The sequence below is a fragment of the Variovorax sp. PBL-E5 genome (genome assembly GCF_901827185.1).
GTDB lineage: Bacteria > Pseudomonadota > Gammaproteobacteria > Burkholderiales > Burkholderiaceae_C > Variovorax.
The window spans coordinates 1,524,622-1,548,173 of sequence record NZ_LR594671.1 but is presented as its reverse complement, the minus strand read 5'-3'; the positions used below and the strand labels follow the sequence as shown (position 1 = coordinate 1,548,173).

The window sequence follows — 23,552 nt, the reverse complement described above, 5'->3', positions numbered from 1 at the left end:
TTGTGCCAATTGGCTGTACCTCGGCAACTCGTCAGCGCGAACGCACGCGCACCCTGAACTTCGGAACCAAGGCTGCCGGCCCATAGGACATCTTGGTCTGCCTGAAATTCGGAAGACCCATGTCCTGCTCGAAGTTGAGCCAATTGACCGAGCGAAATGCAGTGGCTGCGTGCCGAAACATGTACTGGTAGATTCCCTTGAAGGCTTCCGAGCCCTTGGCGAATCGCACCACTGCGTAGTCGTCGCGCAGCAGCTGCAGGAGAACGAAGCCCGCCGGTCGATGCCCGACGAAATACACGAACCCCGTCAGCCCCAGTTGAGGAGCCATTGCAAGCGCCTCCAGACAGGCCCGCTCGTCCGCTTCGCCTTGGCGCTTGCCCTTGGCAGCCATCCACTCCTGCACGATGAACGTGCACGTGCCGAGATCGTCGATGCCATAGGTCCGGCATTGAACTTCGTGGGCCGCCAGAAGCTGCCGCACCAGGTTGAGTTTCTTGGCTCGCAGCCGGCCACCATAGTCGCGAATGTCCTGCGCGAGGTAGAGATAGTCCTCGTCCGCTCGTGACGAAGCCCAATCGAAGCGCCGAGGATCCAACCGGTCGACCTGCGATTGGCTCAAGGGAAAGAGACAGTCCGCGCGGTGGAACAGCGCGTCGAGCTCGTCGGACGATGCGGTCGCCGGCTCGAAGAGCGGAAGAATATGCCGTACCCCGTCGTAGGTCAGACCGCTGACATAGGGCAGTGCGCCATCGACGAATCGGTAGGCGTGAGCCTCGCGAAATAGGTACAGGTTGGCGAACCAGGGGTCCGACAGGCAGAAGCCCCCCCTATCTGCGAAACGCTCCCGCAGCAGCGCGTCGAGACGGGCCTGATGCCGCAGTCCGAGGGGCTCACCGCTCGAGATGGGAGCGGGACACATGGTTCACATTGCGGCGACCTGGCTCCGGGCCCTGTGCCGGTGGCCCCGCGAAGCACTGGGCGATCGCGAGCCAAGTCGTCGCGGGCTCTCCATGGATCTCGAGCGCCGTGTCTGCGGCGTGACGACGCTGGGTCACGACCAGACAAAAATCTTCGGCGGGCCCGCGCACCCACGAGCCCGTCGCCGAGTCGCCCCAGGTCCAGATCGCGCCGCTCGGCGCGTCGAGTCGCACAAACGGCGTTTCGGCCGGAGGCTTCATGCCTCGATTGCTGAAACTCCAGGCCAGCGTCGTCACGCCGAGGTGTGCGATATGGCGGATGCGATCGGACGCGGGCCGCCGCTCCGACAGGGCATCCCAGATGTCCTGGCCATGCGCCCAAGTCTCCATCAGGCGCGCGGTCGCGAAGGAGCGCGCGCTCATGTCGGGTCCGAACCAGGGAATCCGGTCCTTGGAATTCCTTTGCCGGAGCGACGCAATCACGGATTCGCAGCGGCGTTGCCAGAGAGTCAGCAAGCTCGAATCGTCCAGATGGGCGTATTGCGCACGCGCGATGGCGCTGATCTCCTCGCCCGTGCTCAGGCGCTTCTTCAACGCAGACTCGTCAATGCGGAAGGCTGGCGGATTGGCCAGCGCCTGCGCAGCGCACTGCTCAAAGTAGCAGAGATGCGCGATCTCGTCCCTGGGCGTCCAGCGGTAGAAGGGGGTGGCGCGGGTCCAGTCGTTGACGCTGAGTGCGTGGCAACGCTCTGCGAGTTCGCCATATTCAGCGGCCAGATCATCGCAGAGGTCGTTCATGTGGAGAGAAGAGGCGTCCGGTGTTTCGATCGTCTGCCATGCTAGGGCCTTGCATGCCGTTGTTCTTGCGCGAACTTGCTGCGGCCGTTGACTATGTCGGCCCGACGGGCTGAGGGGGGAGCGTCAAGAAAGAATCACCGCCCGCAGCTCAAAGCTTTTGCGAACGCGGCAGACCGAGAGTGTGCTCACCCGCGGCGTCATTGGTTCCACAACCGAGCATCAGCGCGTTCACGAAGCGGCGATGTGCTGGTGTCAATCCCTCGCGTCCCCCGATGAGGTGCGCTACTGCACCTTGGCGCCCGAGGCCTTGACCACCTTCGCCCAGCGGCCCATTTCCTGGTGCACGTAGGTGTCGAACTGCACGGGCGAGGTCACCTGCGCATCGGCGCCGAGCGTGGCGAGCCGCTCCTTCACGTCGGGCATCGCGAAGATCTTCACCATCTCGGCGTACAGCTTGTCCACGACGTCCTTCGGCAGGTTCGCCGGGCCGATCAGACCGAACCAGGAACGCACGTCGAAGCCCGGCACGGTCTCGGCGATCGCAGGCAAGTCGGGGAAGGCGGGGCTGCGCGTGGCGCTGGTCACGCCGAGCGCGCGCAACTTGCCCGCGCGGATGTTCTCCGCCGCCGAAGGCAGGTTGTCGAACATCAGGTCCACGTGGCCGCCGAGCAGGTCGTTGATCGCCAGGGCCGCGCCCTTGTACGGCACGTGCAGGTACTTCGCGCCGGTGTCCATCCGGAACATCTCGGCCGCGAGGTGCTGCGAGGTGCCGTTGCCGGAGGATCCGAACACCAGCTTGTCGTTCGACTTCGCGTACGCGATGAACTCGGCGACCGTCTTCGACGGCACCTTCTCCGGATTCACCACGAGTACGTTCGGAATCGACACCACGTGCGAGATGAAGGTGAAGTCCTTGACTGAGTCGTAGGGCAGCTTCTCCATCAGACTCGCATTGATGGTGTGGTTGATCGCGCCCATCAGGATCGTGTAGCCGTCGGCCGGGGCGCGCGCGACGATCTGCGTGCCGATCACGCCGGCGGCGCCCGCATGGTTTTCCACGATCATCGGTTGCGGCCAGGATTGGCTGACCTTCTGCGCGATGAGGCGGCCGATGATGTCGGTAGCGCCGCCCGCGGCCGCAGGCACGATGAGGCGGATCGGCTTGTTCGGGTACGTGCCTTGGCTGAACGCGGGGGCGGCGAGGGTGGCCGCGGCCGCGCCGAGCAGCACGCGGCGGCGCGACAAGGTGCGAGTCGTGAAATTCATGTCGTCTCCTGTTGATATCGGTTCAAGCGGGGCGGAACACCGGCGCGATGCGGCCCTCCGGCGTGGCGCGGAAGTCCACCTGCATCGGCATGCCGATGCGAAGGGCGTCGGGCTCCGCGCCCACGATGTTCGTCATCAGCAACGGGCCTTCGTCGATGCGCACGTACGCAAGCAGCGTGTTCTCGCTCGGGCGGCGCACGAGCGTGAAGGTGTGCAGCACGCCGCGGCCCCTGGCCTCGATCCACTCGAGGTCGTCGCTGCGGCACTCGGGGCACTGCGCGCGCGGATGCCAGTGCACCTGCCCACAGGCGCGGCAGCGTGGCAGCAGCAGCACGCCGCGCGCGGTGGCTTCCCAGAACGGCAGCAGCTCGGGAAAGGCGGCGACATAGGGATCGGATTGCAATGTCGAATCGCTCATCACAAACGCTCCAGCAGGACGGTGGCGTGCGCATGGCCCGCGCCCATCACGAGGCCCGGACCGCTCGCGAGGGCGATGTCGCAGTTCGGCACCTGCACGGCGGGATGCGCCTCGCCACGCAGCTGGCGCACGGCCTCGATCACCTTGGTGAGTCCGCCGCGGTTCTGCGGATGGTTGTTGCACATGCCGCCACCGTCGGTGTTCCATGGCAGCTTGCCGCTGCCGGAAATCAGGTTGCCGTCGGCGACGAAGCGACCGCCCTCGCCTTTGGCGCAGAAGCCGAGGTCCTCGAGTTGCATCGCGACCATGATGGTGAAGTTGTCGTAGACGGACGCGTACTTCACGTCGGCGGGCGTGAGGCCGGCGTCCGCGAAGGCACGCGGGCCGGTCACGGCGGCGCCGGTCTGCAGCAGGTCGAGGCGCCCGGCTTCGTTGGTGCGGATCGTCTCGGCGAAGCCGCGCACGCCCACCCGCGGGCGCTTCAGCGCCTTCGCGATCTCCGGTTTGACGATCACGAGCGCGCCGCCGCCGTCGGTGATCACGCAGCAGTCGCCGCGTCGCAGCGGGTCGGCCACGAGCGGCGAGGCAAGCACGTCCTCGGTCGTGAACACCTTGCGCAGTTGCGCATGCGGGTTGTGCTGCGCATGGTGCGAGGCCGCGACCTTCACCCAGGCGAGTTGCTCCATGGTCGTGCCGTATTCGTACATATGCCGGCGCGCGAGCAGGCCGTACATGCCGGCGACGCTCCACGCGCAGGGCTGCTCGAACGGCGCCGCGGGCCGCTCGGCCGGGATCTGGCGGATCTCGGTGCCGGTGGCCTGGCCGCTGCTCCGCGGCTTGCCCGCGAGCGTGACGAGTGCCACCGAGCACCTGCCCCGCGCGATGGCGTCGGCCGCGTGGCCCACATGCGCGATGTACGAGCAGCCGCCCGACTCCGTGCCGTTCACGTGCGTCAGCTTCGTGAGGTTCAGGTAGTCGGCCATCAGCGCGGGGATGCCGCCGGGCGCGTCGGCCGCACAGAAGTAGCCGTCGACATCGTCGAAGCTGAGGCCCGCATCGGCGAGTGCGCCGCGCGCGCACTCGGCGTGCAACTGGGCGATGGACTTGTCGGGCGCGAAGCGCGTCGGGTGCTCGAACGCGCCCGCGATGAAGGCGGGATGACGCTGCGTCATAGGTTTCAGTGCGGCAGCGAGCAGGTGATGCCGCCGTCCACGGCCATCACCACGCCGGTGACGTACTTCGCTTCGTCGGACGCGAAGAAGAGCGCGGCGTTCGCCACGTCCCATACGTCGCCCATACGCTGCATCGGAACGGCTTTGGCGCGCGAGGCGCGCATCTCTTCCACATCGCCGCCGAACACCGGCAGGATCGTCGAGTAGATGCGCGGCGAATCGATCAGCCCGGGCAGGATGCAGTTGCAGCGGATGTTCTGCGCCGCGTGCTGCACGGCCACCATGCGCGTGAGCTGGTTGAGCGCCGCCTTCGATGCCTGGTAGGAGAGCATCGGATGGCCTGTCCAGCCGATCGACGCGATCGACGAGATGTGCACGATCGAGCCGCCGCCTTGGCGCTGCATGTACGGAATCGCGGCCTTGCAGGCGAGGAACGCGCCCTTGGCGTTGACGTCGAACACGCGGTCCCAGTTTTCCTCGGTGCCGTCCACGGGGCCGGCACGGTCGCTGATGCCCGCGTTGTTGTGCAGCACGTCGATGCGGCCGAACTTCTCGACCGTGAGCGCGACGGCACGGTTGACGTCGTCGGCCACGCAGACGTCGGTGCGCAGGTGCAGCGCCTCGCGGCCCTCCTTGCGCACGAGTTCCGCCGTGCTGGCGGCCGCCTCCTCGTTCATGTCGGCGCACACCACGTTCGCGCCTTGGCGCGCGAAGGTCGCGGCGGCGGCGTTGCCGTTGCCCCAACCTTCGCCCACGCAGCCGGCGCCCAGCACCAGCACGGTCTTGCCCTTCAGCCGATCGGCCATATTCGTTTCCTTGGTTTCAGACGCGGCGCGACTGGCCAGCCCAGTAGCGTTCCCGGATCTCGCGCTTGAGCACCTTGCCCACGGCGCTGCGCGGCAACTGCTCCCACACCTCGATGGTCTTCGGCGCCTTCATGGCGCCCAGCTTGTCGCGGCAGAAGCTCAATGCCGCCTCGCCGTCCCACGCGGCGCCGGGCTTCAGCTCCACGATCGCCTTGACCGCCTCGCCCCAATGCGCATCCGGCACGCCGACCACCGCGCAGTCGCCCACGGCGGGCAGCGACCACAGCACCTGCTCGACTTCACCGGGCGAGATGTTGAAGCCGCCGGAGACGATCAGGTCCTTCAGACGGTCGACGATGTAGAAATAGCCGTCGGCATCCTGGTAGCCGGCATCGCCCGTGTGCAGCCAGCCGTGCTTCATCGCCTCGGCCGTCTTCTCCGGGTCCTGGTAGTAGCCCTTCATGACGAGGTCGCCCTGGACCACGATTTCGCCGCGCTCGCCCGCGGTCAGCAGCCTGCCATCGCTGTCCATCACGCCGATGCGTACAAAGGGCGAGGGTCTTCCGCAACTCGAGAGGCGATGCGCGAGCGCCGGGTCGCGCAGCACGCGCGCATGGTCGTCCGCGTTCATCACCGTGCAGACGAAGGGCGCTTCGGCCTGACCGTACGCCTGCACCATCACCGGCCCGAACAGGTCGAGCGCTTCGCGCAGCTTGTCCACCGACATCGGCGCGGCGGAGTACACGAAGTACTTGAGCGAGGCGTAGTCGCCCTTGCGCACGCCGTCATGCGCGAGGAGCTTGTAGATCGCCGTCGGCGGCAGGAAGAGTTGCGTCACGCGATAGCGGGAGATCGCGTCGACGATCGCGGCCGGATCGGCGGATGGCAGGATCACATTGGCGCCGCCGTAGCCGCAGGCGGCGAACGCAACCGAGCCCGCCGCATGCGTCAGCGGTGCGACCACGAGGTGCACCGGCCGCTCGGTGATCGGCATCGCGGCATACCAGTTGGCGAACAGCATCGCGTAGTTGCGATGCGTGATGAGCACGCCCTTGGGCAGGCCTGTCGTACCGCCGGTGCCGCGGATCGCGATGACGTCGTCCGGCCGCGCATCGCTGCGCACAGGTGTCGCCGGGTGCCGCCCGGCCCAGGCTTCGAGCGGCGGCACGCCCGGCAGTTCGCCGTCGATGCACACGATGCCCTTGAGGTTCGGCATCGCTTCGCGCAGCAGCGGCAACTGTGCCGCGAACTGGCTGTGCACGAACAGGAACTCGCAGCCGCCGCGCGCGAGGATGTTCGCGTTTTCTTCCGGCGCGTTGCGTGCGTTCACCGGCAGCCAGATGCCGTTGGAGCGCACGATGCCGAGAATGGCTGCAAAGGTGAGCAGATGGTTGGCACTCAGCAGGCCCACCTTGCTCCCGCGTCCGATGCCCGCGGAATGCAGGCCGTTGGCGATGCGATGCGAGAGTTGCTGCACCTCGCCGTAATTGAGCGTGCGGCCGCCGGGCTCGGTGAGGCAAGGAGCCTCGAGACCGTATCCCGCGCCACGGTCGAACATGTCGATCAATTGCACGCTATTCCCCCGCGGCGCCGCTGGCTCGCACGAAGACGACGCCGCGCTCGGGCCATTCGCCGGCCAAAGAAAGCAGGGCCTGCGCGGCGGCGAAGGCGCCGAGCGCCTGCAGGAAGTGGCGGGGGGAGAAGGAGATGTCGCTCATCGATTTGTGAAAACGTTTCCAGATGCACTACGATAGGGAAACTGCAAAGAAGCGGCAATCCTGTGGAACGTTTTCATCCGGGTAAACCATGACGCAGCGGATCTCTGTGCGGGAGGTGGCGGCGGAAGCCGGCGTCTCGATCGGTACCGTCTCGCGCGTGTTGAACAGCAGCGGTTATGCGAGCGCGGATGTGCGTCTGCGCGTGCAGCAGGCGGCCGCGCGCCTGGGCTACCAGCCCGACTTCACGGCCCGTCACTTGCGCGGCGGCCGCAGTCGAACGATCGGCTACCTGCTGCCCAACATAGCCAACCCCTACCTGGCGATCCACCTGAGCGAAGTTGAGCGACTTGCGCAGGCCGCGGGCTATTCGCTGCTGGTCGGCAGCTCCGAGCGGCCGGAGCGGGACAAGGAACTCGTCGCCTTCTTCGAGAACCGGCGGCTCGAAGGCATCATCGCGTCGCCTTCGAACGAATACACGGACCCGGCGGGGTCGCCGTTCGCCGTGACGCCGTTGCCTTGCGTGATCGTCGACCGCGACCTGGGCCCCGGCTTCGACAGCGTGCTGATCGACCACTGCGCCGGCATCCGACAGGTGATGGAATACCTGCTGTCGCTCGGTCACCGGCGCGTTGCGTTGTTCGCTTCGGGCCGCGGCATGCGGCCCGGCCGCGAGAAGCTGCGGGGTTATCGCGCGGCGCTCGAATCGGCCGGGCTCGCGCATGACGAGCGACTCGTCCACATCGGCGATTCGTGGCTCGAGTCGTCGCGCGTGCCGATGCAGCACATGTTGAAGCTCGACGCGCCGCCGACGGCGATCATCGCAGTCGGAACCCAACTGCTCTCGGGCGCGGTGCACGTGATCCGCGAAGCGGGCCTCGACATTCCCGGCGATGTTTCCGTTGTCGGAATCGGTACGCTCGAGACGCTGGAGCTGATGTACCCGCCCGTGACCGCGCTTCGCGCCAACTACCACCAGAGCGCGGCGGCGGCGATGAAACTCATGCTGGAACGCGTGGAGAAGCGCGCGCCGAAGGAACCCCGCACGGTGCTCATTCCCTCGGACTTGATCCTCGGCCGGTCCTGCGCGCGGGCGCGTTGAGCGCGAGCAGCAGCGCGGTGAAGCGCGCTCCTTCTCGGGCTCGTCGGTCAGCAGGATGCGCCTCGCCGGGCCGTTCTGGTCAGTCGATCGAGCCGATCCCTTCGCTTTCCGGTTCGATGCCAACGCGCCATCCGGATTGTGGAGCCCGGCCGCGCTCGATCTGGCAATTCCGATCACCCGCAGACCCCGCTGTCGCCACCGCTTTCAATTGCTGCTATTTCGGCTCGCGCTTGGCAAGTCGTTCGAGCAGCGCGCGGATTCTCTCGCGTGCTTCGTGGCTGTGAATAAGGTGATCGAATGCCGCGATCTCGACATCGGCAGAATCGTCTGCGCCGCGCCGGTGTACCGCGGCCAAAAGCCGCTTTGCTTCGCGCAATGCGATCGGCGACTGCTCCGCAATGCGCGCGACGGTTGCAGCGGCGCGATCTTCCAGTTCATTGTCAGGTGCGATCCAATGGGCCAGGCCGAGACGATGGGCTTCCAGGCCATCGACGAGGTCGCCGCCGAGCAGCAGCCTTTGCGCGACCACCGTGCCGGCCAGGCCGACCAGCCGATCGACCGTCCTGCCGGCGGGCAGCAGGCCCACCCTGACTTCCGGCGCGCCGATGCGCGAGCTCGCGGACAGCATGCGCAGGTCGCAGGCCAGCGCCAGCCCGAGACCGGCGCCCAGTGCATTGCCTTTCACTTCCGCGAAGGCGATGGTCGGGCTTCGCTCGATGCGCCGGAACAGCCGATCCCACCGGTCGCCGTCGCCACGCAGGGCCTCGCCGCCCCGCTCGCCCAGCCACTGTGCGACGCGTGCCGGATCGGCCCCCCCGCAGAAATGCGCCGTCGCGGTCCGCAGGTGCAGCGCGGCGGCACCGAGCCGCTCCGACTCCGTCAGTGCATGCTCGATCGCATCGGCCAGCGCGCCGTCGATCGTGTTCTGGAGATTGCGATTCAGCGTCGCGACCAGAACATTGGCGCGCGTTTCCAGCGTCAACATCGTCATCGAGTCTCCTCGCGGTTCAGCCCCTGCGGTTCAACCAGTGCAGCGCGAGCCCGGGGCGCGGCCAGTCCATGGCCATCAGCTCCCCGCTCGACGACAGCGTGATATAGGCCGTCCGCAGGTCCTTGCCGCCGAAGCAGATGTTGGTGACGAAGATGTCGGGCATCGCGTACTGCTCGACGATCGCGCCCTCGGGCGAGATCACCGTGATGCCGCCATAAGGAATGTCGGCCACGCACACGTTGCCCGCGCTGTCGATCGCCAGCGAATCGAGGACCGAGTAGCCGCCGATGCCGAGCAGCAGATGCCCGCGCTCCCAGGGCACCGGCCCGACCGCCTTCTTGATCTCGCCGGGGCCGGCGATCTGGTAGGACCAGACGCGGCCCGACCATGACTCCGCGACGTACAGCGTGCTGTCGTCCGGCGAGAGCCCGACGCCGTTCGGCCCATCGAGCGGGAACACGACCTGCTTGATGAACGAGCCGTCGGTGCGCGCATAGAACACCGCACCGCGGTCGCGCTGACGCGCCATCACCTTGCCGGTGTCGGTGAACCAGAAGCCGCCGTGCTGGTCGAATACCAGGTCGTTGGGACCGCGAAGTTGAATGTCGCCGCAGTTGCGATAGAGCACTTCGCTCTTGCCCGTCTTCAGGTCGACCGCCTCGATCCAGCCCCCGCTGTAGTCGTCGGGCGCGATCCCGGGCAGCGTCTTGTCGCCGCGCTTGTGGAACGAAAAGCCACCGTTGTTGCAGATGTAGCAGCGGCCGTCCGGACCGATCGCTGCGCCGTTCGGTCCGCCGCTGAGCTGCGCCACGACGTCCTTGCTGCCGTTCGGCAGCACGCGGGTCAGCGCCTTGCCTTCGATCTCGACCACGAGGACGCTGCCGTCGTCCAGCGCGACCGGACCCTCGGGAAAGCGCAGGCCGGAGGTGACTCTGCGCAGGCCGGGAACTTCATGGACCAATGTTTGTTTCACGAAAGGACTCCTTGTTGGAATACGTGCACGTCTCGCTGTCCGGCAGCGGAGGTCGCGCGGATGGAAGGTCTTCTGCGCTCGGGATCAGACCTTCATCACGAAGGGATCCTGGATTTCGTCGCTGGTCTCGCACCACACGCTCTTGGTCTGCAGGAACTGGTCGATCGACTCGATGCCGTTGACGCGGCCGAGGCCACTGTCCTTGTAGCCGCCGAAGGGCGAGTTGAAGGCAAGCGCGCGGTAGGTGTTGATCCACACGGTGCCGGCCTGCAAGCGCCTGGCCATCGTGTGGGCACGCGCGAAGTTCGAAGTCCATACGCCGGCCGCGAGGCCGAAGCGCGTGCCGTTGGCGAGCGCTACCGCCTCGTCGTCGCTGGAGAAGGGCGTGATCGCGAGCACCGGCCCGAACACCTCTTCCTGCAGGATCGGATTGCCCTCGGGGATCCGATGCAGGATGGTGGGCTGGTAGAAGTAGCCGCCCTCGAAGCCGGGGACTTTCGCGCGCTCGCCGCCGCAGGCGAGTGCTGCGCCATGCTCGAGCGCCCTTGCCACCATGGTCTCGTTCTTGTGGAGCTGTGCCGCGCTCGCGGCCGGACCCATCTGCGTGCCTGCCGCGAGCGGGTCGCCGATCCGGATCGCCCTGGCCCGCGTGACCAGGCGCTCCATCACCTGGTCGTAGATGCGTTCGTGCACGTAGGCGCGCGAGCCGGCGATGCAGGTCTGGCCGGCCGCCGCGAAGATGCCCGACAGGATGCCCGCCACGGCGTTGTCGACCGGCGCGTCCTCGAACACGATGTTCGGGCTCTTGCCGCCCAGCTCCAGGGTGCAGCTGGCAAGGCGCGCCCCTGCGCGCGCGGCGATCGCGCGGCCCGCGCCGTCGCTGCCGGTGAAGCAGATCTTGGCCACCATCGGATGGTCCACGAGCGCTTCACCGGCGGCGCGCGCGCCGGTCACGACATTGATCACGCCGGGCGGAAATCCTGCCGCCTCGGCCAGCCGCACGAGTTCGAAGGCCGAGGCCGAAGTCACCTCCGAGGGCTTGAGAACGATGGTGTTGCCTGCCGCGAGCGCGGGCGCACAGCTCATCAGGGTGAGGAAGGTCGGCGAGTTCCAGGGCACGATGACGCCCACCACGCCCAGCGGCTCGCGCAGCGTGTAGTTGAGGACGCTGCGGCGCTCGAGCGGGATGGTGCGGCCTTCGATCTTGTCCGCCAGGCCGCCGAAATAGTAGAGCCAGTCGCACACCACGCGCGCCTGCGCAAGCATCTCGCCGATGAGCTTGCCGTTCTGCGTCGACTCGAGCCGAGCGATGGTCTCGGCATGGGCCGCTATCTTGTCGCCCCAGGCCATCATGAGGCGCCCGCGCCGCGTGGGCGAAAGCCGGCCCCAGGGACCGTCGAGCGCGCGACGGGCCGCATGCACCGCGGCGTCGACGTCCGCTGCGCCCGACTCGACGAAGCTGCCCCAGGGCCGGCCCGTGCTCGGATTCACTGCCTTGAACTGGCGGCCCTCCGCGCCCGCGCACGGCTGGCCGTCGATGTGGTTCTGGTAGACGGGGTCTTCGGACCGCTCCTGCACTTCGCTCATGGCGCGCTCCCCGGCCGGAAGCGCGGAACGATCTGGCCATCGCCCGTGTCGTCCCACCAGAGCGAAAGCGGCATGCCGATGCGCACCGCCTTCGGATCGATGTCGGTGAGGTTGCTGATCAGGCGCACGCCCGGCATGCCGTCGAACTCGACGAGCGCGACGACGTACGGGAGCTTTTCGCTGACGGCCGGGTGGCTTGCGTGGTGCACGACCGTGAAGGAAAAGAGCGTGGCCGACGGCGGCGCCTCGATCCATTTCACCTCGGTGGAAAGGCATGTCGGGCACATCGGACCGGGCGGGTGGCGCAGCGTTCCGCACTGCGCGCAGGCCTGGAAGCACAGTTCGCGCTTGCCGAGGCGGGCCCAGTAGTCGCGGTCGTTGAAGTCCGGCTCGGCGCGCGGCATCTCGGGGGGAAAGTAGGCCATCAGTGAACTCCGAGGATGAGGCCGCTGGTCGGCGACACGCCGAGACCACCGGTCACGAGACAGGTGCGCGCGTCCGCGACCTGCGAAGTGGAGGTGCCGCGCAACTGGCGCACGCCTTCGATGACGAGGTTCATGCCATGCACGTAGGCTTCCGAGAGCTGGCCGCCCGAAGTGTTCAGCGGCAGCTTGCCGTCGGGCCAGCGGATGGCGCCGCTCGCGACGAACTCGCCGCTCTCGCCCGGCGCGCAGAAGCCGTAGTCCTCCAGCGCCATCAGCACGAGGCCGGAGAAGTGGTCGTAGATCTGCGCCACGTCGATGTCCTTGGGGTCCAGGCCGGCCTTGGCGAACAGTTCCCTGGCGAGGCGACGGCTGTTGGTGGAGGCGTAGTCTTCGGCCGGCATGTTGTGGCTCGCGAGCGGGCCCTGGCCCCATCCGGGGCCGCTGCCCATCGCGGCCGAGAGGATGTCCACCGCCTTCACGTCGAGGTCGCGTGCGCGCTCCTTCGTCGTCACCACGACCGCGCAGGCACCGTCGCTTTCCAGGCAGCAGTCGTAGAGGCGAAAGGGTTCCGCGATCCAGCGCGCCGCGAAGTACTGCTCGCGCGTGAGCGGCTTGTCGTACATGATCGCGTTCGGATTGCGGTTGGCATTCGCGCGGTTGCTCAGCGCGATCTCCGCCATCGCCTCGTGGCCGATGCCGTGATCGTGCATGAAGCGCTGCATCACCATCGCCAGCATCATCGAAGGCGCGAACAGACCGTAGGGCGCGACGAAGTTGCCCTGCACGCGTGCATGGTTGAACCGGCCGAAGCGGCGCGACTGGCCCTGGCACAGGCCCCGGTAGACCACCACCACGTCGGCCTGCCCGCTCGCCACCGCTGCGTACGCCATCGAGACGCCGCCCGCGCTGCCGCCGCCGCCGCCGCCCCAGACCATGCCCGAGAAGCGCAGCACCTCGCCGCCGATGGAGACGTGCATCATGGGCGCCTCATTGGCGTCGTTGGAGAACGAGGTGAAGCCGTCGACCTCGCGCGCGGCGATGCCGGCATCGGCCAGGGCCGCGCGAACCGCCTCCGCCGTCACCTGGAACTGCGAGCGGTCCATGATGCCGCCCCACTTCTTGAATTCACTCTGGCCGATGCCGACGATGCATGGGCTGCGGTTGCCTCGGGTCAATTGCTGTCTCCTTGAGATGCGGGTTCAACGTTGGTGGGGCCGGGCGCGGCTGCGCTTGTCGGGGTGCAAGTCCTTCACGGCCTTGCGCAGTTCTTCGATGAAGGGCTCGAGCATCGGCTGGTCACCACGGTCGCGCAGGCGCGCGAGATAGGAGGTACGCTCCAGCGGCGGCACCAGCGGCACGTTCGCGATGCCGTCCTCGGGGCGGCAGTCGCCGCGCGCGAGCAGCGTGTAGTACGACAGGCTCGCGACCGTGTCCTTCTGGAGCGTCATCGAGTCGATCTCGATCCGCGTGTCCACCACGATGCCGCCGGCCGCGAAGTAGCGCTCCATCAGAAGGCGCGCGCCATGCGGATTGACTGGCAGGATGAAAGGCAGGCCGTTGAGTTCGTGGCGGTCCATCGACTTGCGCGTGGCCAGCGGATCGCTCGCGCGCATGGCCAGGTCCATGTGCTCGACCAACAGCGCTTCGGTCTCGACCTTGGGCGAATTGGGCGCGTGCACGACGATGCCCAGGTCGACCACCGACGCGGCCACGAGTTCGGCCACCTGGCCGGTCGCCGCTTCGATCACGCGCAGGCGCACGTCGGGATAGTGCTGCGCGAAGCGCCTGACCACCTGGCCCATGAAGCCGCGCACGAACATCGAGGGTGCCGCGAAGCTGATCTGCCCCTTGGGCCGGCGTTGCGAGAGCTCGATCTCGCTGCGGGTGTTGGACATCTCGTCGAGGATGCCCTTGGCCTTCTCGAACACCACGCGGCCCACGTCGGTGAGCGAGACGCCGCGGCCGGTGCGTTCGAGCAATTGCACGCCGAGGTCGGACTCGAGCTGCTGCAGCTGCCGGCTGATCGCCGACTGCGCGATGTCGAGGTACGCCTCCGCCGTGGTGAGACTGCCCAGGCGCGCCACGTGATAGAAGTAGAAGAGCCGTCGCGAGTCGATCACGTGCTGCGCGGTGCCTTCGGCGACGCGGCTCTTGGCCTTGCCCGGTGGGCGGCTGTCGGCGGAGTCGGCGTCCTGGGGGGATTTCTTTTTCACGTTCGTGCGGGGGAAAAGTGGACAAGCGCCTATTGTTGGGCCGGCGGTGACGACTTCCCGCGCGCGGCGCGCGGCTGTTCCCGTTCGCGATCCCAGGCCGCGTCGTTGGGACGTTTGCGCAGGGCGGCGCGATCGATTTCCATCTTGGCCACCGAACGCGGCAGCAGCGCGATGAATTCCACGAAGCGCGGTACCTTGAAGGGTGCCAGCTTGTCTTCGCACCATGCGACAAGTTCGGCCGGCGCGAGCTGTGCGCCCTCCTCCGCCACGACGAAGGCCTTGACCTCGTCCTCGCCGATCTCCGACGGGCCGGCGACGACGGCCACTTCCTTCACGCCCGGGCACTTGGCCAGCACGGTCTCCACTTCGACGGCCGAGATGTTCTCGCCGCGCCGGCGCAGCCAGTGCGCTTCGCGGCCGATGAAGCGCAGCCTTCCATCCGCCTGCAGCCAACCGAGGTCGCCCGAGTGCAGCCAACCGTCCTTGAGCACCTGGGCCGTGCGCGCGGGATCGTTCCAGTAGCCGGTCATGAACATGAACGGGAAGTTCGAGCGCAGCACCAGCTTGCCGGTTTCGCCATCCGGCAGCGGAAAGCCGTCCTCGTCGAGGATGCGCAACTCCACCCAGCCGTGCGGGCTGCCATTGGAGTCATCCTTGCGATCGCGATTGGTGGTGAGCATGGCGCCGCCGCCCTCGGTGAGGCCGTAGACCATCACGAGCGGAATGCCGAAGCGCCGGGTGAATTCGTCGGGGATGTGCGACGGCAGGCCCTGCGTCGCGCCGAGGCTGATACGCACCTTGTGCTCGCGATCCTGCGGGCTCGGCGGCCGCCGGCACAGCATGGTCAGCACCACGCCGAGCGGGTCGATCACGTTGGCCTCGACTTCGCGCACGCGCTCGAAGTAGCGGCTGGCGCTGAAGCGGCGGTCGATCACCGTGCTCATGTCGCACACGAGCGGCCCCATCAAACCCCACTGGAGTGCGCCCGCATGGAAGAGCGGCATCGTCGAGTAATGACGCTCGCCCGCGCGCACGGAGAAGGACTCGCCGTAGCGCACGCCCGAGAGGATGAAGGAGAACTGCGGCAGCACCACGCCTTTGGGCAGCCCGGTCGTGCCGCCGGTGTAGAGGATGGCGCCCGGGTCTTCGGCGCGCGTGGCGGGGAGCGTCGTCGGCAGGGGGCCGGCTTCGAGCGCCGCATACGGTTGCGCGCCGCTGGCGGCGGCCGTCTTTGCGTCGGCGACGACGTAGAGCGAGAGCATTTGCGTCTGGGCCGCAACTTCGAGAAAGTGCGGCAGACTCTCGGTGTCTGCCACGAGTACGCGCGCACCCGAGTTGGTGAGCGTGTAGCGCAGGTCCTGCCCCACGAGGCCTGCGTTGAGCGGCACCCACACGAGTCCTGCGCGCACGGTGCCGAACCACACCAGCAATTGCTCGAGGGCATTGAGCATGAAGGTTGCGACACGATCGCCCGGTGCGAGGCCGAGCGCGAGCAGGCCGCCCGCGACATGGCGCGATCGCCGCTCGAGCTCGACGTAGCTCACGCGCACGCCGTCGATCTCGGCGAACATCTTGCCGCCGTGCCGCGCCGCCTTGTCCTCGAGCAACTCGCCGAGGGTCTTCCAGGGAATGTTCTTGCCGTTGATCTGCATGTCGTGTGCTGTTCTCAAGCCGTCCCGGGCAGCAGGTGCATTTCGTTGCGTGCGGCCCGCTCCAGGGATTCGCGGAATTGGGGATGTGCGATGGAAATGAGCAGGCGCGCGCGGTCGCGCAGCGACTTGCCCCGCAGGTCGACCGCGCCGTATTCGGTCACGACCCAGTGGATGTCGTTGCGCGGAATGGTCACGGCCGTGCCCGCGGCGAGCATGGGCACGATGCGCGACACCGTGCCGCCGCGCGCCGTGGAGGACAAGGCGATGATGCCCTTGCCCTCGTCGGCAAGCGCCGCGCCGTAGTGGAAGTTCCATTGGCCGCCGACGCCGCTGTGGTGCAGGTGGCCGAAGCCTTCGGACGCGCACTGTCCCATCAGGTCCACCTCGAGCGTGGCGTTGATCGACACCGGCCGGTAGCCGGCCGCGATGGTGCGCACGTCGTTCACATAGGAGAAGGCGCGAAACCATGCGAAAGGATTGCGATCGACAAAACGGTGCAGCCGGCTCGATCCGATCGCCATCGCGGCCATCATCCTGCCGCGGTCGAGGCTCTTGCGTGCGTTGGTGATGACGCCCGCTTCGGTGAGCCTCACGACCCAGTCGAAGTAGGCCTCGGTATGCACGCCAAGGTCTTTCGCACCGCCCGTCACGAGCAGCTGCACCACGGCTTCGGGCAGGTTGCCCGCGCCGACCTGCAGCGTCGAGCCGTCCTCGATCAGCGCCGCGATGTGCGTCGCGATGCGCTTTTCCGTCTCGCTCGGCGCGGCGCCGGCCTGCGGCAGTTCCACGAGCGGATAGTCCGCTTCGTAGAAGCCGGCCACCTGGCTGATGTGCACATTGACGTCGCCATGCACGCGCGGCTGCGCCGGGTTGACCTCGAGCACGAGCTTCTTCACGCGCGGCAGGAAATCGGGCACCCACCCGCCCCAGGAGCCGAGATTGAAATAGCCGTGCTCGTCCATCGGCGTCGCGCCCGCGACGAAGACGTCGATGTCGTAGGGAAAGCGCCGCCCCGATTCGCTGCCGTGGTTGGGGCGGTAGCTCGCGCGGCCTTCGCGGATGGCCGTGCGCACGTTCTCGTCGTAGGTGAAGTCCGAGACATGAAACAGGTGGCCGGCCAGATCGGCCGACACGAGATCGGGCGTCAGCGGCAGCACCTCGCGGCGCATCGGGTGGAAGAGCTGCACGTCGCGAAAACGCCGGCCTTCGGCCGCGAGGCGCTGCGCGAAGCGGTTCGGAAAGCCACTCGCGCCGTTCAGGTACACGAGCGCACCGTCGTGCACGAAGCCCAGACCCTCGTCGCTCACGCGCCTGGCGGTGAGTTCGGCCTGGAAGTTCATGCCGCCTCCGCATGGTTGAGCGCGAGGCCCGCGCGCGGCCATGGCATCGAGACGATCTGCCCCATTGAGGAAAGCGTGATATAGGCCGTGCGCCGGTCCGCGCCGCCGAAGCAGATGTTGGTCGTGAACGGGTCCGGCATCGGGTACTGCGCGATGCGCTGGCCTTCGGGTGAGATGACGGTGATGCCTCCGGTGGGAATGTCGGCCACGCAGACGTTGCCGTCGCCGTCGATGGCGAGCGAGTCGAGGATGGCGTAGTAGTCGGGCGCCCAGAGCATGTGGCCCTTCTCCCAGAACACGCTCGCATGCGGGTGGCGCACGACGTGTCCCGGCTCGCCGACCTGGAAGGCCCAGACGCGGCCGGTGTGCGACTCCGCCACGTAGACCGTCTGCTCGTCCGGCGAAAGGCCGATGCCGTTGGGTCCTTCCAACGGAAAGATGGCGCGGCGGATCATGCTGCCGTCGGCCCTGGCGTAGTAGACGGCGCCGCGGTCGCGCTCGGTCCTGCCCTTGAAGGCCTTGCCGATGTCCGTGAACCAGAAGCCGCCGTGGCGGTCGAACACGATGTCGTTGGGCGCTCGCAGCGGGATGTCGCCGCAGGCGGTGTAGAGGCGTTCGTGCTTGCCGGTCCTGTGGTCGACGACGTCGATCCAGCCGCCCTCGTAGTCGTCGGTCGCGAGGCCCGCATAGGTGTGACCGTCACGCTCGGTGAACGTGAGGCCGCCGTTGTTGCAGACATAGCAGCGGCCATCGGGGCCGATGGCCGCGCCGTTCGGCGAGCCGCCGAGCTCGGCGACGACGCTGAATGCGCCTTCGGCAGAGATGCGGCTCAGCGTCCCGCGCTGCAGTTCGACGAACAGCAGGCTGCCGTCCGGCATCGCGATCGGACCTTCGGGGAACTGCAGGCCGCTGGCCAGCACGGTGACGGAAGTGGTTGTCATGCGGGGGTCTTTGGCTGGGGCGCGAGTTCCACGCCCAGGTAGGTGCTCATGAGGTCGGGGGCGGCGCGCAGTTCGTCGGGCGTTCCGCTGTAGGCGATGCGCCCGTTGGCGAGGACGTAGACGCGATCGGCCACGCGCAGTGCCTGCTGGATGTTCTGGTCCACGAGCAGCACGCTCGCACCGGCGTCGCGCAGGTCGCGCAGGCGCGGCACCAGCTCGGAGGTGACCTTGGGCGAGAGCCCGAGCGAGAGTTCGTCGATCAGCACGAGGCGCGGGCGCGCCAGCACCGCGCGCGAGATCGCGAGCATCTGCTGCTCGCCGCCGGACAGCATCCCCGCCAGCTGATCGTGGCGGCGGAAGAGCACGGGGAACCATTGCTCCAACTTCGCCATGAGTCCGGGGTCGGGCCGGCCGTGCACGTAGGCGCCCAGGCGCAGGTTCTCCTTCACCGACAGCGTCGGCAGGATGCCGCGGCCTTCGGGGATGTGCGAGATGCCGCGCTGCACGATGCGGTGCACCGCGAGTCCGGCAATGCTCTCGCCGTTGAAGCGCACGTGACCGTCGGCGGGTCGCACGAGACCCGAGAGCGTGCGCAGCAGCGTGGTCTTGCCCGCGCCGTTGGCGCCGACCACGGCGACGATCTGCTGCGGCGCGACGGTCAGCGAGATGCCGTGCAGCGCCTGGGCACTGCCGTAGCGCACGACGAGATTGACGACTTCGAGCAGCGGCGCGTTCGCGGTGCTCATTCGTCCACTCCCAGATACGCCGCGCGCACGCGCGCATCGGTGTGCACGAGGTCCGGCGTGCCGTCGGCGATCACGCAGCCGAGGTCCAGCACGGTGACGCGATCGGCGACTTCGAGCAGGAATTCGATGTGGTGCGTGATGAGCAGCACCGTCAGGCCCAGCGTCTCGCGCATGCGGCGCACGGCGATGCCGAGCTGGTCCATCTCCGTCGGGTTGAGGCCCGCCGTCGGCTCGTCGAGCATGAGCAGGCGCGGACGCGTGCACAGCGCACGCGCGATCTCGATCGACTTGCGAAAGCCGTAGGGCAGCTTGCCGATCCTGTCGTGCGCATACTGCTGCAGGTCCACCTGGGCCAACGCGGCCAGCGCCGTCGCGCGGTCCTCGGCCTCGAGCGCGAGGCGCCGTGGCGTGGGCAGGAAGTCGTGGAGCGTGAAGCCGCCCTGCCGCCGCAGCCCGACGAGCACGTTGTCGAGCACCGTGGCATCGTCCATCAGTGCCAGGTTCTGGAAGGTGCGCGAGATGCCCAGGCTGGCGAGGTCGTGTGCCGGCCGTGCGCGCAGGTTCTCTCCCCCGAACGCGAGCCGCCCTTCCGCGGGCTCGATCACGCGCCCGATGCAATTGAGCAGCGTGGTCTTGCCCGCGCCGTTGGGCCCGATGAGCCCGTGCACCGAGCCTTCGGCCACCTGCATGTCCACGCCGCCGAGCGCGCGGACGCCGCCGAAGCGCACCGTGATGCCGCTCACTTCGAGCAGAGCCGTCACGGCGACCTCCGCGTCGGCTGCCCGACGAGCCTCGAAAGCATCTGCTGCAGGCCCCCGGGGTACACGGTGCTCACCGCGATGAAGAGCAGCGCATAGACGATGGCGCCCAGGTTCTGCACCGACTGCGTGAGCTCGGGAATCAGCACGATGAAAAGCGCACCGAGCACGGGTCCCCAGAAGCGTGCCATGCCGCCGATCATCACGGCCGCGAAGACCTGGATCGACAGCTCGGGCGAATACGCTTCGGGCGCGATGTAGCCGCTCACGAGACCGAGCAGGCTGCCTGCGATCGAGCCGTAGACGGCACTGATCACGAACGAGAGCGTTCGTGTGCGCCTCAGGTGCACGCCGAAGCTCTGCGCCATAAGTGGATTGGCGGCCGATGCCCGGAGCGCGCGACCGATGCGGCCGCCCTCTACGCAGCGGGCGACCACGAGGCCCAGCACCATCAGCAAAGCGCAGATCGCGTAGAACACGCGGCCATCCATCGCTTTCACGAACGCGATCTCCGGCAGGAACAGACCCTGTGGTCCTCCCGTGACCGTGAACACCTTGACCGACTGGAAGAAGAGCGACGAGGCGCCCATCGTGACGATCGCGAGCGCGAAGCCCGACAGGCGCAGCGACGGCAGCGCGAGCAGCGCGCCGACGATGCCCGCGAGCATGAGCGCCGCGAGGATCGCCAGCGGCACCGGCCAGCCGCCGAGCGTGATCGCGAGCGCCATCGCGTAGGCGCCGATCAGCATGAAGGCGCTGTGGCCGAAGGAATAGATGGCCGCGAGACCGATGGGGATCTGCAGGCCCACGGCGGCAATCGCGTAGATCATCCAGAGCGTAGCGACGTAGCGGACGTACCCGGTCGCGAAGAGCGGCGCGAGCAGCACGAGCACTGCCACTGCCGACACCAGGGCCGACCGGCGCGAAGCGCGGCCGGCCTCCTGAAAGCCAAGGACAGGGTCGTGCATCTCAGACTCTCCTTTGTGCGCGATGGGAGGCGAACAGCCCCGCGGGCCGCAACAGCAGGACCAGCAGCAGCACCGCGAAGGCGAGCGGCTCGCGCACGTGGATCGAGGTCGCCGCGGCGGCGACCGTTTCGGCGATGCCGAGGATCAGCCCGCCCGCGACCACGCCGGGGAAGCTGTACATGCCGCCGATGATCGCGGCGGTGAAGGCCTTGAGCAGGTACGGCTGCATGAGGCCGGTGTCGAGGAAGGAGATCGGCGCGACGAGCAGGCCCACCACCGCGCTGATCGCCGTGGCGACGATCCACACGAGCACGTTGGTACGCTGCACGTCCACGCCCTGCAGTGCCGCGACCTCGCGGTTGAGCGCGACGGCGCGCATCGCAAGGCCGGTGCGCGTGTGGTTGAAGAACACGAAGAAGAGTGCTGCCATCGCCGCAGCAACCGCAAGCGTGCCGAGCTGGTCGTTGCTCAGCACCACGGCACCGAAGGAGATGGAGCCCGAACCGAACAGGCTCGGGAACTTGTAGGGCTCGTTCGGGCCCCACTTGAGCACGTCGATCGCGTGCAGCAGGCCCGAGAAGCCGAGCGTGCGCACCACGAGGTTGAGGTGATCCGCCTCCGGGCGAGGACGGATGAGGACGAAGTACACCACCGCGCCCAGAATGCCCAGAAGAACGACGGTCGACAGCCAGGCCGCCACGAGCGAAAGGCCCATGGGCAGCACGATCATGAACATCGCGAAGGCGCCGAAGGTGGCCAGTTCGCCCTGCGCGAAGTTGGCCACGCCGGTCGTGCTGAAGATCAGCACGATGGCGATGCCCAGGAGCGCATAGAGGCCGCCGTTGACGGCGCCGCTCACGACCGCAGCCACGAGGATGTCGAAGGTCATGCCTCGGCCCTACTGCAGCGGCACGGGTGCGCCGATCACCTTGAACTGGCCGTTCTGCACGGCGATCGGGTACATGGCCGTGAGGCCCTGGTGCACCGTGGGGCTGAAGCTGATCGGTCCGCTGAAGCCGGACTCGAAGCCCTTGGTCTTGTCCAGCTCGGCGATCAGCCCGGCGCGCGTGGGCTCGGGGCCGACGCGCTTGAGCGCATCGACGAACATCTTCGCGCCGAGGCAGCCGAACATCGTGAAGCCCGAGGGCTGCAGCGACTTGTCATAGGCAGCGAGCGCATCCACGCACTCCTTGGCGTTGGGCTCAGTGGGCGGCAGCGTCGCGGCGGGTGCGATTACGAGGTCGTCGGCCGCGTTGCCGGCGGCACGCAGGAACGCCTCGTCGGTAAGGGTGTTGATGCCGGTGATGACCTTGGGCTTCCAGCCTTGACGCTGCATCTCGAGCACGTAGCGCGCGGCGCCGGGCGCGGAGTCGACCATTACCACCATGTCGGGGTTCTTGGCTTTCATTTGCGTCACGAAGGTCGCTTTCTCGGGCGAGGTCACTTCGATCAGTTGCTCGTCGACGACCTGGATGTTGAGCGCCTTGAGCTTGTCCTTGATGACGGTCGTCCAGCCCTCATGGCCGGCGATATTGATCATCGAGATCGCAGCCGTCTTGGGTTGCCGGCTCTTGGCGGCGTAGTCGATCGCGGTGGCGAGCTGCTGGCCATAAAGCGGCAGGATCGAATAGACGTTCTTCTTCACCGGCTGCACGAGCGAATCAAGGCCCACCTGCGGAAAGAGATAGGGAATCGAATCCTTCTCGACCACCGAGAGAACGGCCGCGCCGGTGGCCGTACCGCAGCCGGAGAAGATGGCGAACACCTTGTCCTGGCTCATCAGGCGTCGCACGTTGCCGATGGCGCGCTGCGTCGAGTACGCGTCGTCGAGCACGGTGAACTTGATCTTGCGGCCGTTGACGCCACCCGCGTCGTTGACCTTCTTGAAATAGGCGTTCGCTCCGTCGCCGACGCCCGCGCACACGGCGATGGGGCCGGTCACCGCGAGCGAAGTGCCGATGTGGATTTCGCCGGGGCTCACGCCGTCATCGGCGGCGGCGCCGAACGAGGCGGCGGCGAGCAGCATGGCCAGGGTGGTCGCGATGGCGGTGCGGGCCAGGCATACAGGGGGAGCCTTCGAGTGGTGCGGATCGATCATGGTTGTCTCCTGTCGGTCTTGATTGCTTCGGCCGGACGACGGCCGCGTCGCTTGAGTTGAGTATGCATTGTTGATATTTCAGATATCGCATGTCAAGATAATTTCAAAGAGAGGCGATGGAGGAAAACCCGAAGGCCGCGAACCCATGCAGGTCGCGGCCGAAAACCATGGCGGAGATGCAGCGCAAAGCAAGCTGGACATGACGGGCAAGGCGACCGCCATGTCCAGCGGACTTATCCGCAGCGCGCGGCCACCACCCGCCCGTTCGGCTCGACGTCGACGAGCAGGCGGTCGGCCCTGAAAGGCAGCGGCGGATCGTCCGGCAGGACCGCGCGGGCCATGTAAGCGCCGGCTCGCATGCGCATTTCCTCCAGGAGCGGCAGGCTGATGCGTTGCCTCAGCGCGAAGTGGATGCGCGACGACATACACACCCCCGGCGCAGCGACGAATTCCGGCGGCGGTGGAAGATTCGGAGACATCGGCCTCGGACGCTCGGACTGACAGCCGACCATCACGAGGCACGCCAGCAGCATCATCGAGGCGTCGCAGACGGGCGCGGTTTTGAATGCTGACCTGAAGGTATTCATGACGCTCGCGCTCCACCGGAAAAGCAATACGAAATGATGGCCAGCGGCGCGCCCTCTCAGGCAGGATTGCGACAATTGA

The 23,552-nt window shown here is 67.4% G+C and carries 24 protein-coding genes; 1 reads left to right on the top strand and 23 read right to left on the bottom strand.

Annotated elements, in window-relative coordinates:
* Window positions 1–31: 31 nt before the first annotated feature.
* From WDLP6_RS07575 to WDLP6_RS07540, 8 genes are all read right to left on the bottom strand, one after another.
* The gene (locus WDLP6_RS07575; RefSeq protein ID WP_162591843.1) at window positions 32–919 is read right to left on the bottom strand and encodes a phosphatidylglycerol lysyltransferase domain-containing protein; all 888 of its coding nucleotides are present in this window, start codon (window positions 917–919) and stop codon (window positions 32–34) included.
* Window positions 891–1,715, bottom strand: coding sequence for a TIGR03084 family metal-binding protein (locus WDLP6_RS07570; protein WP_162591842.1), 825 nt, complete (start codon window positions 1,713–1,715; stop codon window positions 891–893). Before WDLP6_RS07570 ends, WDLP6_RS07575 begins: the two co-directional genes overlap by 29 nt.
* 282 nt (window positions 1,716–1,997) lie before the next feature.
* Window positions 1,998–2,981 (bottom strand): tripartite tricarboxylate transporter substrate binding protein, encoded by a 984-nt coding sequence (locus WDLP6_RS07565; protein ID WP_162591841.1) that lies wholly within the window; start codon window positions 2,979–2,981, stop codon window positions 1,998–2,000.
* A gap of 22 nt (window positions 2,982–3,003) precedes the next feature.
* Entirely contained in the window at window positions 3,004–3,399 is a 396-nt protein-coding gene (locus WDLP6_RS07560; protein WP_162591840.1) for a Zn-ribbon domain-containing OB-fold protein, read from the bottom strand.
* Window positions 3,399–4,571: a thiolase domain-containing protein gene (locus WDLP6_RS07555; RefSeq protein ID WP_162591839.1), complete on the bottom strand. Its 1,173-nt coding sequence runs from the start codon at window positions 4,569–4,571 to the stop codon at window positions 3,399–3,401. The genes WDLP6_RS07560 and WDLP6_RS07555 overlap by 1 nt, the downstream gene beginning before the upstream one ends.
* A gap of 5 nt (window positions 4,572–4,576) precedes the next feature.
* On the bottom strand, window positions 4,577–5,377 hold the full coding sequence (locus tag WDLP6_RS07550; protein WP_162591838.1) for an SDR family NAD(P)-dependent oxidoreductase: 801 nt from the start codon (window positions 5,375–5,377) through the stop codon (window positions 4,577–4,579).
* 16 nt (window positions 5,378–5,393) lie between these two features.
* A complete protein-coding gene (locus WDLP6_RS07545) occupies window positions 5,394–6,950 on the bottom strand; it encodes a class I adenylate-forming enzyme family protein (RefSeq protein WP_162591837.1) in 1,557 nt (518 codons plus the stop codon).
* Between the two features lies 1 nt (window position 6,951).
* A complete protein-coding gene (locus tag WDLP6_RS07540) occupies window positions 6,952–7,095 on the bottom strand; it encodes a hypothetical protein (protein ID WP_162591836.1) in 144 nt (47 codons plus the stop codon).
* 88 nt (window positions 7,096–7,183) lie between these two features.
* On the opposite strand from WDLP6_RS07540, the gene WDLP6_RS07535 reads away from it, so the two are divergent.
* Window positions 7,184–8,194, top strand: coding sequence for a LacI family DNA-binding transcriptional regulator (locus WDLP6_RS07535; protein WP_162591835.1), 1,011 nt, complete (start codon window positions 7,184–7,186; stop codon window positions 8,192–8,194).
* A 214-nt stretch (window positions 8,195–8,408) separates the two neighbouring features.
* On the opposite strand, the gene WDLP6_RS07530 is transcribed toward WDLP6_RS07535, so the two are convergent.
* From WDLP6_RS07530 to WDLP6_RS07460, 15 genes are all read right to left on the bottom strand, one after another.
* Window positions 8,409–9,185: an enoyl-CoA hydratase/isomerase family protein gene (locus WDLP6_RS07530; RefSeq protein WP_162591834.1), complete on the bottom strand. Its 777-nt coding sequence runs from the start codon at window positions 9,183–9,185 to the stop codon at window positions 8,409–8,411.
* Between the two features lie 16 nt (window positions 9,186–9,201).
* Window positions 9,202–10,158, bottom strand: coding sequence for an SMP-30/gluconolactonase/LRE family protein (locus WDLP6_RS07525; protein ID WP_232076989.1), 957 nt, complete (start codon window positions 10,156–10,158; stop codon window positions 9,202–9,204).
* Window positions 10,159–10,242: 84 nt separating this feature from the next.
* Entirely contained in the window at window positions 10,243–11,745 is a 1,503-nt protein-coding gene (locus WDLP6_RS07520; RefSeq protein ID WP_162591833.1) for an aldehyde dehydrogenase, read from the bottom strand.
* Window positions 11,742–12,170 (bottom strand): Zn-ribbon domain-containing OB-fold protein, encoded by a 429-nt coding sequence (locus WDLP6_RS07515; protein ID WP_162591832.1) that lies wholly within the window; start codon window positions 12,168–12,170, stop codon window positions 11,742–11,744. The genes WDLP6_RS07520 and WDLP6_RS07515 overlap by 4 nt, the downstream gene beginning before the upstream one ends.
* On the bottom strand, window positions 12,170–13,345 hold the full coding sequence (locus WDLP6_RS07510; protein ID WP_162591831.1) for a thiolase C-terminal domain-containing protein: 1,176 nt from the start codon (window positions 13,343–13,345) through the stop codon (window positions 12,170–12,172). The genes WDLP6_RS07515 and WDLP6_RS07510 overlap by 1 nt, the downstream gene beginning before the upstream one ends.
* A 24-nt stretch (window positions 13,346–13,369) precedes the next feature.
* Complete coding sequence (locus WDLP6_RS07505; RefSeq protein ID WP_162591830.1) at window positions 13,370–14,383, bottom strand: LysR family transcriptional regulator; 1,014 nt, start codon at window positions 14,381–14,383, stop codon at window positions 13,370–13,372.
* Window positions 14,384–14,412: 29 nt separating this feature from the next.
* Window positions 14,413–16,053, bottom strand: coding sequence for an AMP-binding protein (locus WDLP6_RS07500; RefSeq protein ID WP_162591829.1), 1,641 nt, complete (start codon window positions 16,051–16,053; stop codon window positions 14,413–14,415).
* A complete protein-coding gene (locus WDLP6_RS07495) occupies window positions 16,050–17,375 on the bottom strand; it encodes an acetyl-CoA hydrolase/transferase family protein (protein ID WP_162591828.1) in 1,326 nt (441 codons plus the stop codon). Before WDLP6_RS07495 ends, WDLP6_RS07500 begins: the two co-directional genes overlap by 4 nt.
* Entirely contained in the window at window positions 17,372–18,316 is a 945-nt protein-coding gene (locus tag WDLP6_RS07490; RefSeq protein ID WP_162591827.1) for an SMP-30/gluconolactonase/LRE family protein, read from the bottom strand. The genes WDLP6_RS07495 and WDLP6_RS07490 overlap by 4 nt, the downstream gene beginning before the upstream one ends.
* Complete coding sequence (locus WDLP6_RS07485) at window positions 18,313–19,062, bottom strand: ABC transporter ATP-binding protein (RefSeq protein ID WP_174259852.1); 750 nt, start codon at window positions 19,060–19,062, stop codon at window positions 18,313–18,315. Before WDLP6_RS07485 ends, WDLP6_RS07490 begins: the two co-directional genes overlap by 4 nt.
* Complete coding sequence (locus tag WDLP6_RS07480; RefSeq protein WP_162591826.1) at window positions 19,059–19,823, bottom strand: ABC transporter ATP-binding protein; 765 nt, start codon at window positions 19,821–19,823, stop codon at window positions 19,059–19,061. Before WDLP6_RS07480 ends, WDLP6_RS07485 begins: the two co-directional genes overlap by 4 nt.
* The gene (locus WDLP6_RS07475) at window positions 19,820–20,788 is read right to left on the bottom strand and encodes a branched-chain amino acid ABC transporter permease (protein WP_162591825.1); all 969 of its coding nucleotides are present in this window, start codon (window positions 20,786–20,788) and stop codon (window positions 19,820–19,822) included. The genes WDLP6_RS07480 and WDLP6_RS07475 overlap by 4 nt, the downstream gene beginning before the upstream one ends.
* Before the next feature lies 1 nt (window position 20,789).
* Window positions 20,790–21,677, bottom strand: a complete 888-nt coding sequence (locus WDLP6_RS07470; protein WP_162591824.1) for a branched-chain amino acid ABC transporter permease — start codon at window positions 21,675–21,677, stop codon at window positions 20,790–20,792.
* Between the two features lie 9 nt (window positions 21,678–21,686).
* Window positions 21,687–22,886 (bottom strand): ABC transporter substrate-binding protein, encoded by a 1,200-nt coding sequence (locus tag WDLP6_RS07465; protein WP_162591823.1) that lies wholly within the window; start codon window positions 22,884–22,886, stop codon window positions 21,687–21,689.
* A 233-nt stretch (window positions 22,887–23,119) separates the two neighbouring features.
* Window positions 23,120–23,473: a hypothetical protein gene (locus tag WDLP6_RS07460; RefSeq protein WP_162591822.1), complete on the bottom strand. Its 354-nt coding sequence runs from the start codon at window positions 23,471–23,473 to the stop codon at window positions 23,120–23,122.
* Window positions 23,474–23,552 lie beyond the last annotated feature (79 nt).

Bases quoted from the DNA above. Each gene is read 5' to 3' on its own strand.
- WDLP6_RS07575 (WP_162591843.1), bottom strand. From the start codon at position 919: ATGTGTCCCGCTCCCATCTCGAGCGGTGAGCCCCTCGGACTGCGGCAT.
- WDLP6_RS07570 (WP_162591842.1), bottom strand. From the start codon at position 1,715: ATGAACGACCTCTGCGATGATCTGGCCGCTGAATATGGCGAACTCGCA.
- WDLP6_RS07565 (WP_162591841.1), bottom strand. From the start codon at position 2,981: ATGAATTTCACGACTCGCACCTTGTCGCGCCGCCGCGTGCTGCTCGGC.
- WDLP6_RS07560 (WP_162591840.1), bottom strand. From the start codon at position 3,399: ATGAGCGATTCGACATTGCAATCCGATCCCTATGTCGCCGCCTTTCCC.
- WDLP6_RS07555 (WP_162591839.1), bottom strand. From the start codon at position 4,571: ATGACGCAGCGTCATCCCGCCTTCATCGCGGGCGCGTTCGAGCACCCG.
- WDLP6_RS07550 (WP_162591838.1), bottom strand. From the start codon at position 5,377: ATGGCCGATCGGCTGAAGGGCAAGACCGTGCTGGTGCTGGGCGCCGGC.
- WDLP6_RS07540 (WP_162591836.1), bottom strand. From the start codon at position 7,095: ATGAGCGACATCTCCTTCTCCCCCCGCCACTTCCTGCAGGCGCTCGGC.
- WDLP6_RS07535 (WP_162591835.1), top strand. From the start codon at position 7,184: ATGACGCAGCGGATCTCTGTGCGGGAGGTGGCGGCGGAAGCCGGCGTC.
- WDLP6_RS07530 (WP_162591834.1), bottom strand. From the start codon at position 9,185: ATGACGATGTTGACGCTGGAAACGCGCGCCAATGTTCTGGTCGCGACG.
- WDLP6_RS07520 (WP_162591833.1), bottom strand. From the start codon at position 11,745: ATGAGCGAAGTGCAGGAGCGGTCCGAAGACCCCGTCTACCAGAACCAC.
- WDLP6_RS07515 (WP_162591832.1), bottom strand. From the start codon at position 12,170: ATGGCCTACTTTCCCCCCGAGATGCCGCGCGCCGAGCCGGACTTCAAC.
- WDLP6_RS07495 (WP_162591828.1), bottom strand. From the start codon at position 17,375: ATGAACTTCCAGGCCGAACTCACCGCCAGGCGCGTGAGCGACGAGGGT.
- WDLP6_RS07490 (WP_162591827.1), bottom strand. From the start codon at position 18,316: ATGACAACCACTTCCGTCACCGTGCTGGCCAGCGGCCTGCAGTTCCCC.
- WDLP6_RS07485 (WP_174259852.1), bottom strand. From the start codon at position 19,062: ATGAGCACCGCGAACGCGCCGCTGCTCGAAGTCGTCAATCTCGTCGTG.
- WDLP6_RS07475 (WP_162591825.1), bottom strand. From the start codon at position 20,788: ATGCACGACCCTGTCCTTGGCTTTCAGGAGGCCGGCCGCGCTTCGCGC.
- WDLP6_RS07470 (WP_162591824.1), bottom strand. From the start codon at position 21,677: ATGACCTTCGACATCCTCGTGGCTGCGGTCGTGAGCGGCGCCGTCAAC.
- WDLP6_RS07465 (WP_162591823.1), bottom strand. From the start codon at position 22,886: ATGATCGATCCGCACCACTCGAAGGCTCCCCCTGTATGCCTGGCCCGC.
- WDLP6_RS07460 (WP_162591822.1), bottom strand. From the start codon at position 23,473: ATGAATACCTTCAGGTCAGCATTCAAAACCGCGCCCGTCTGCGACGCC.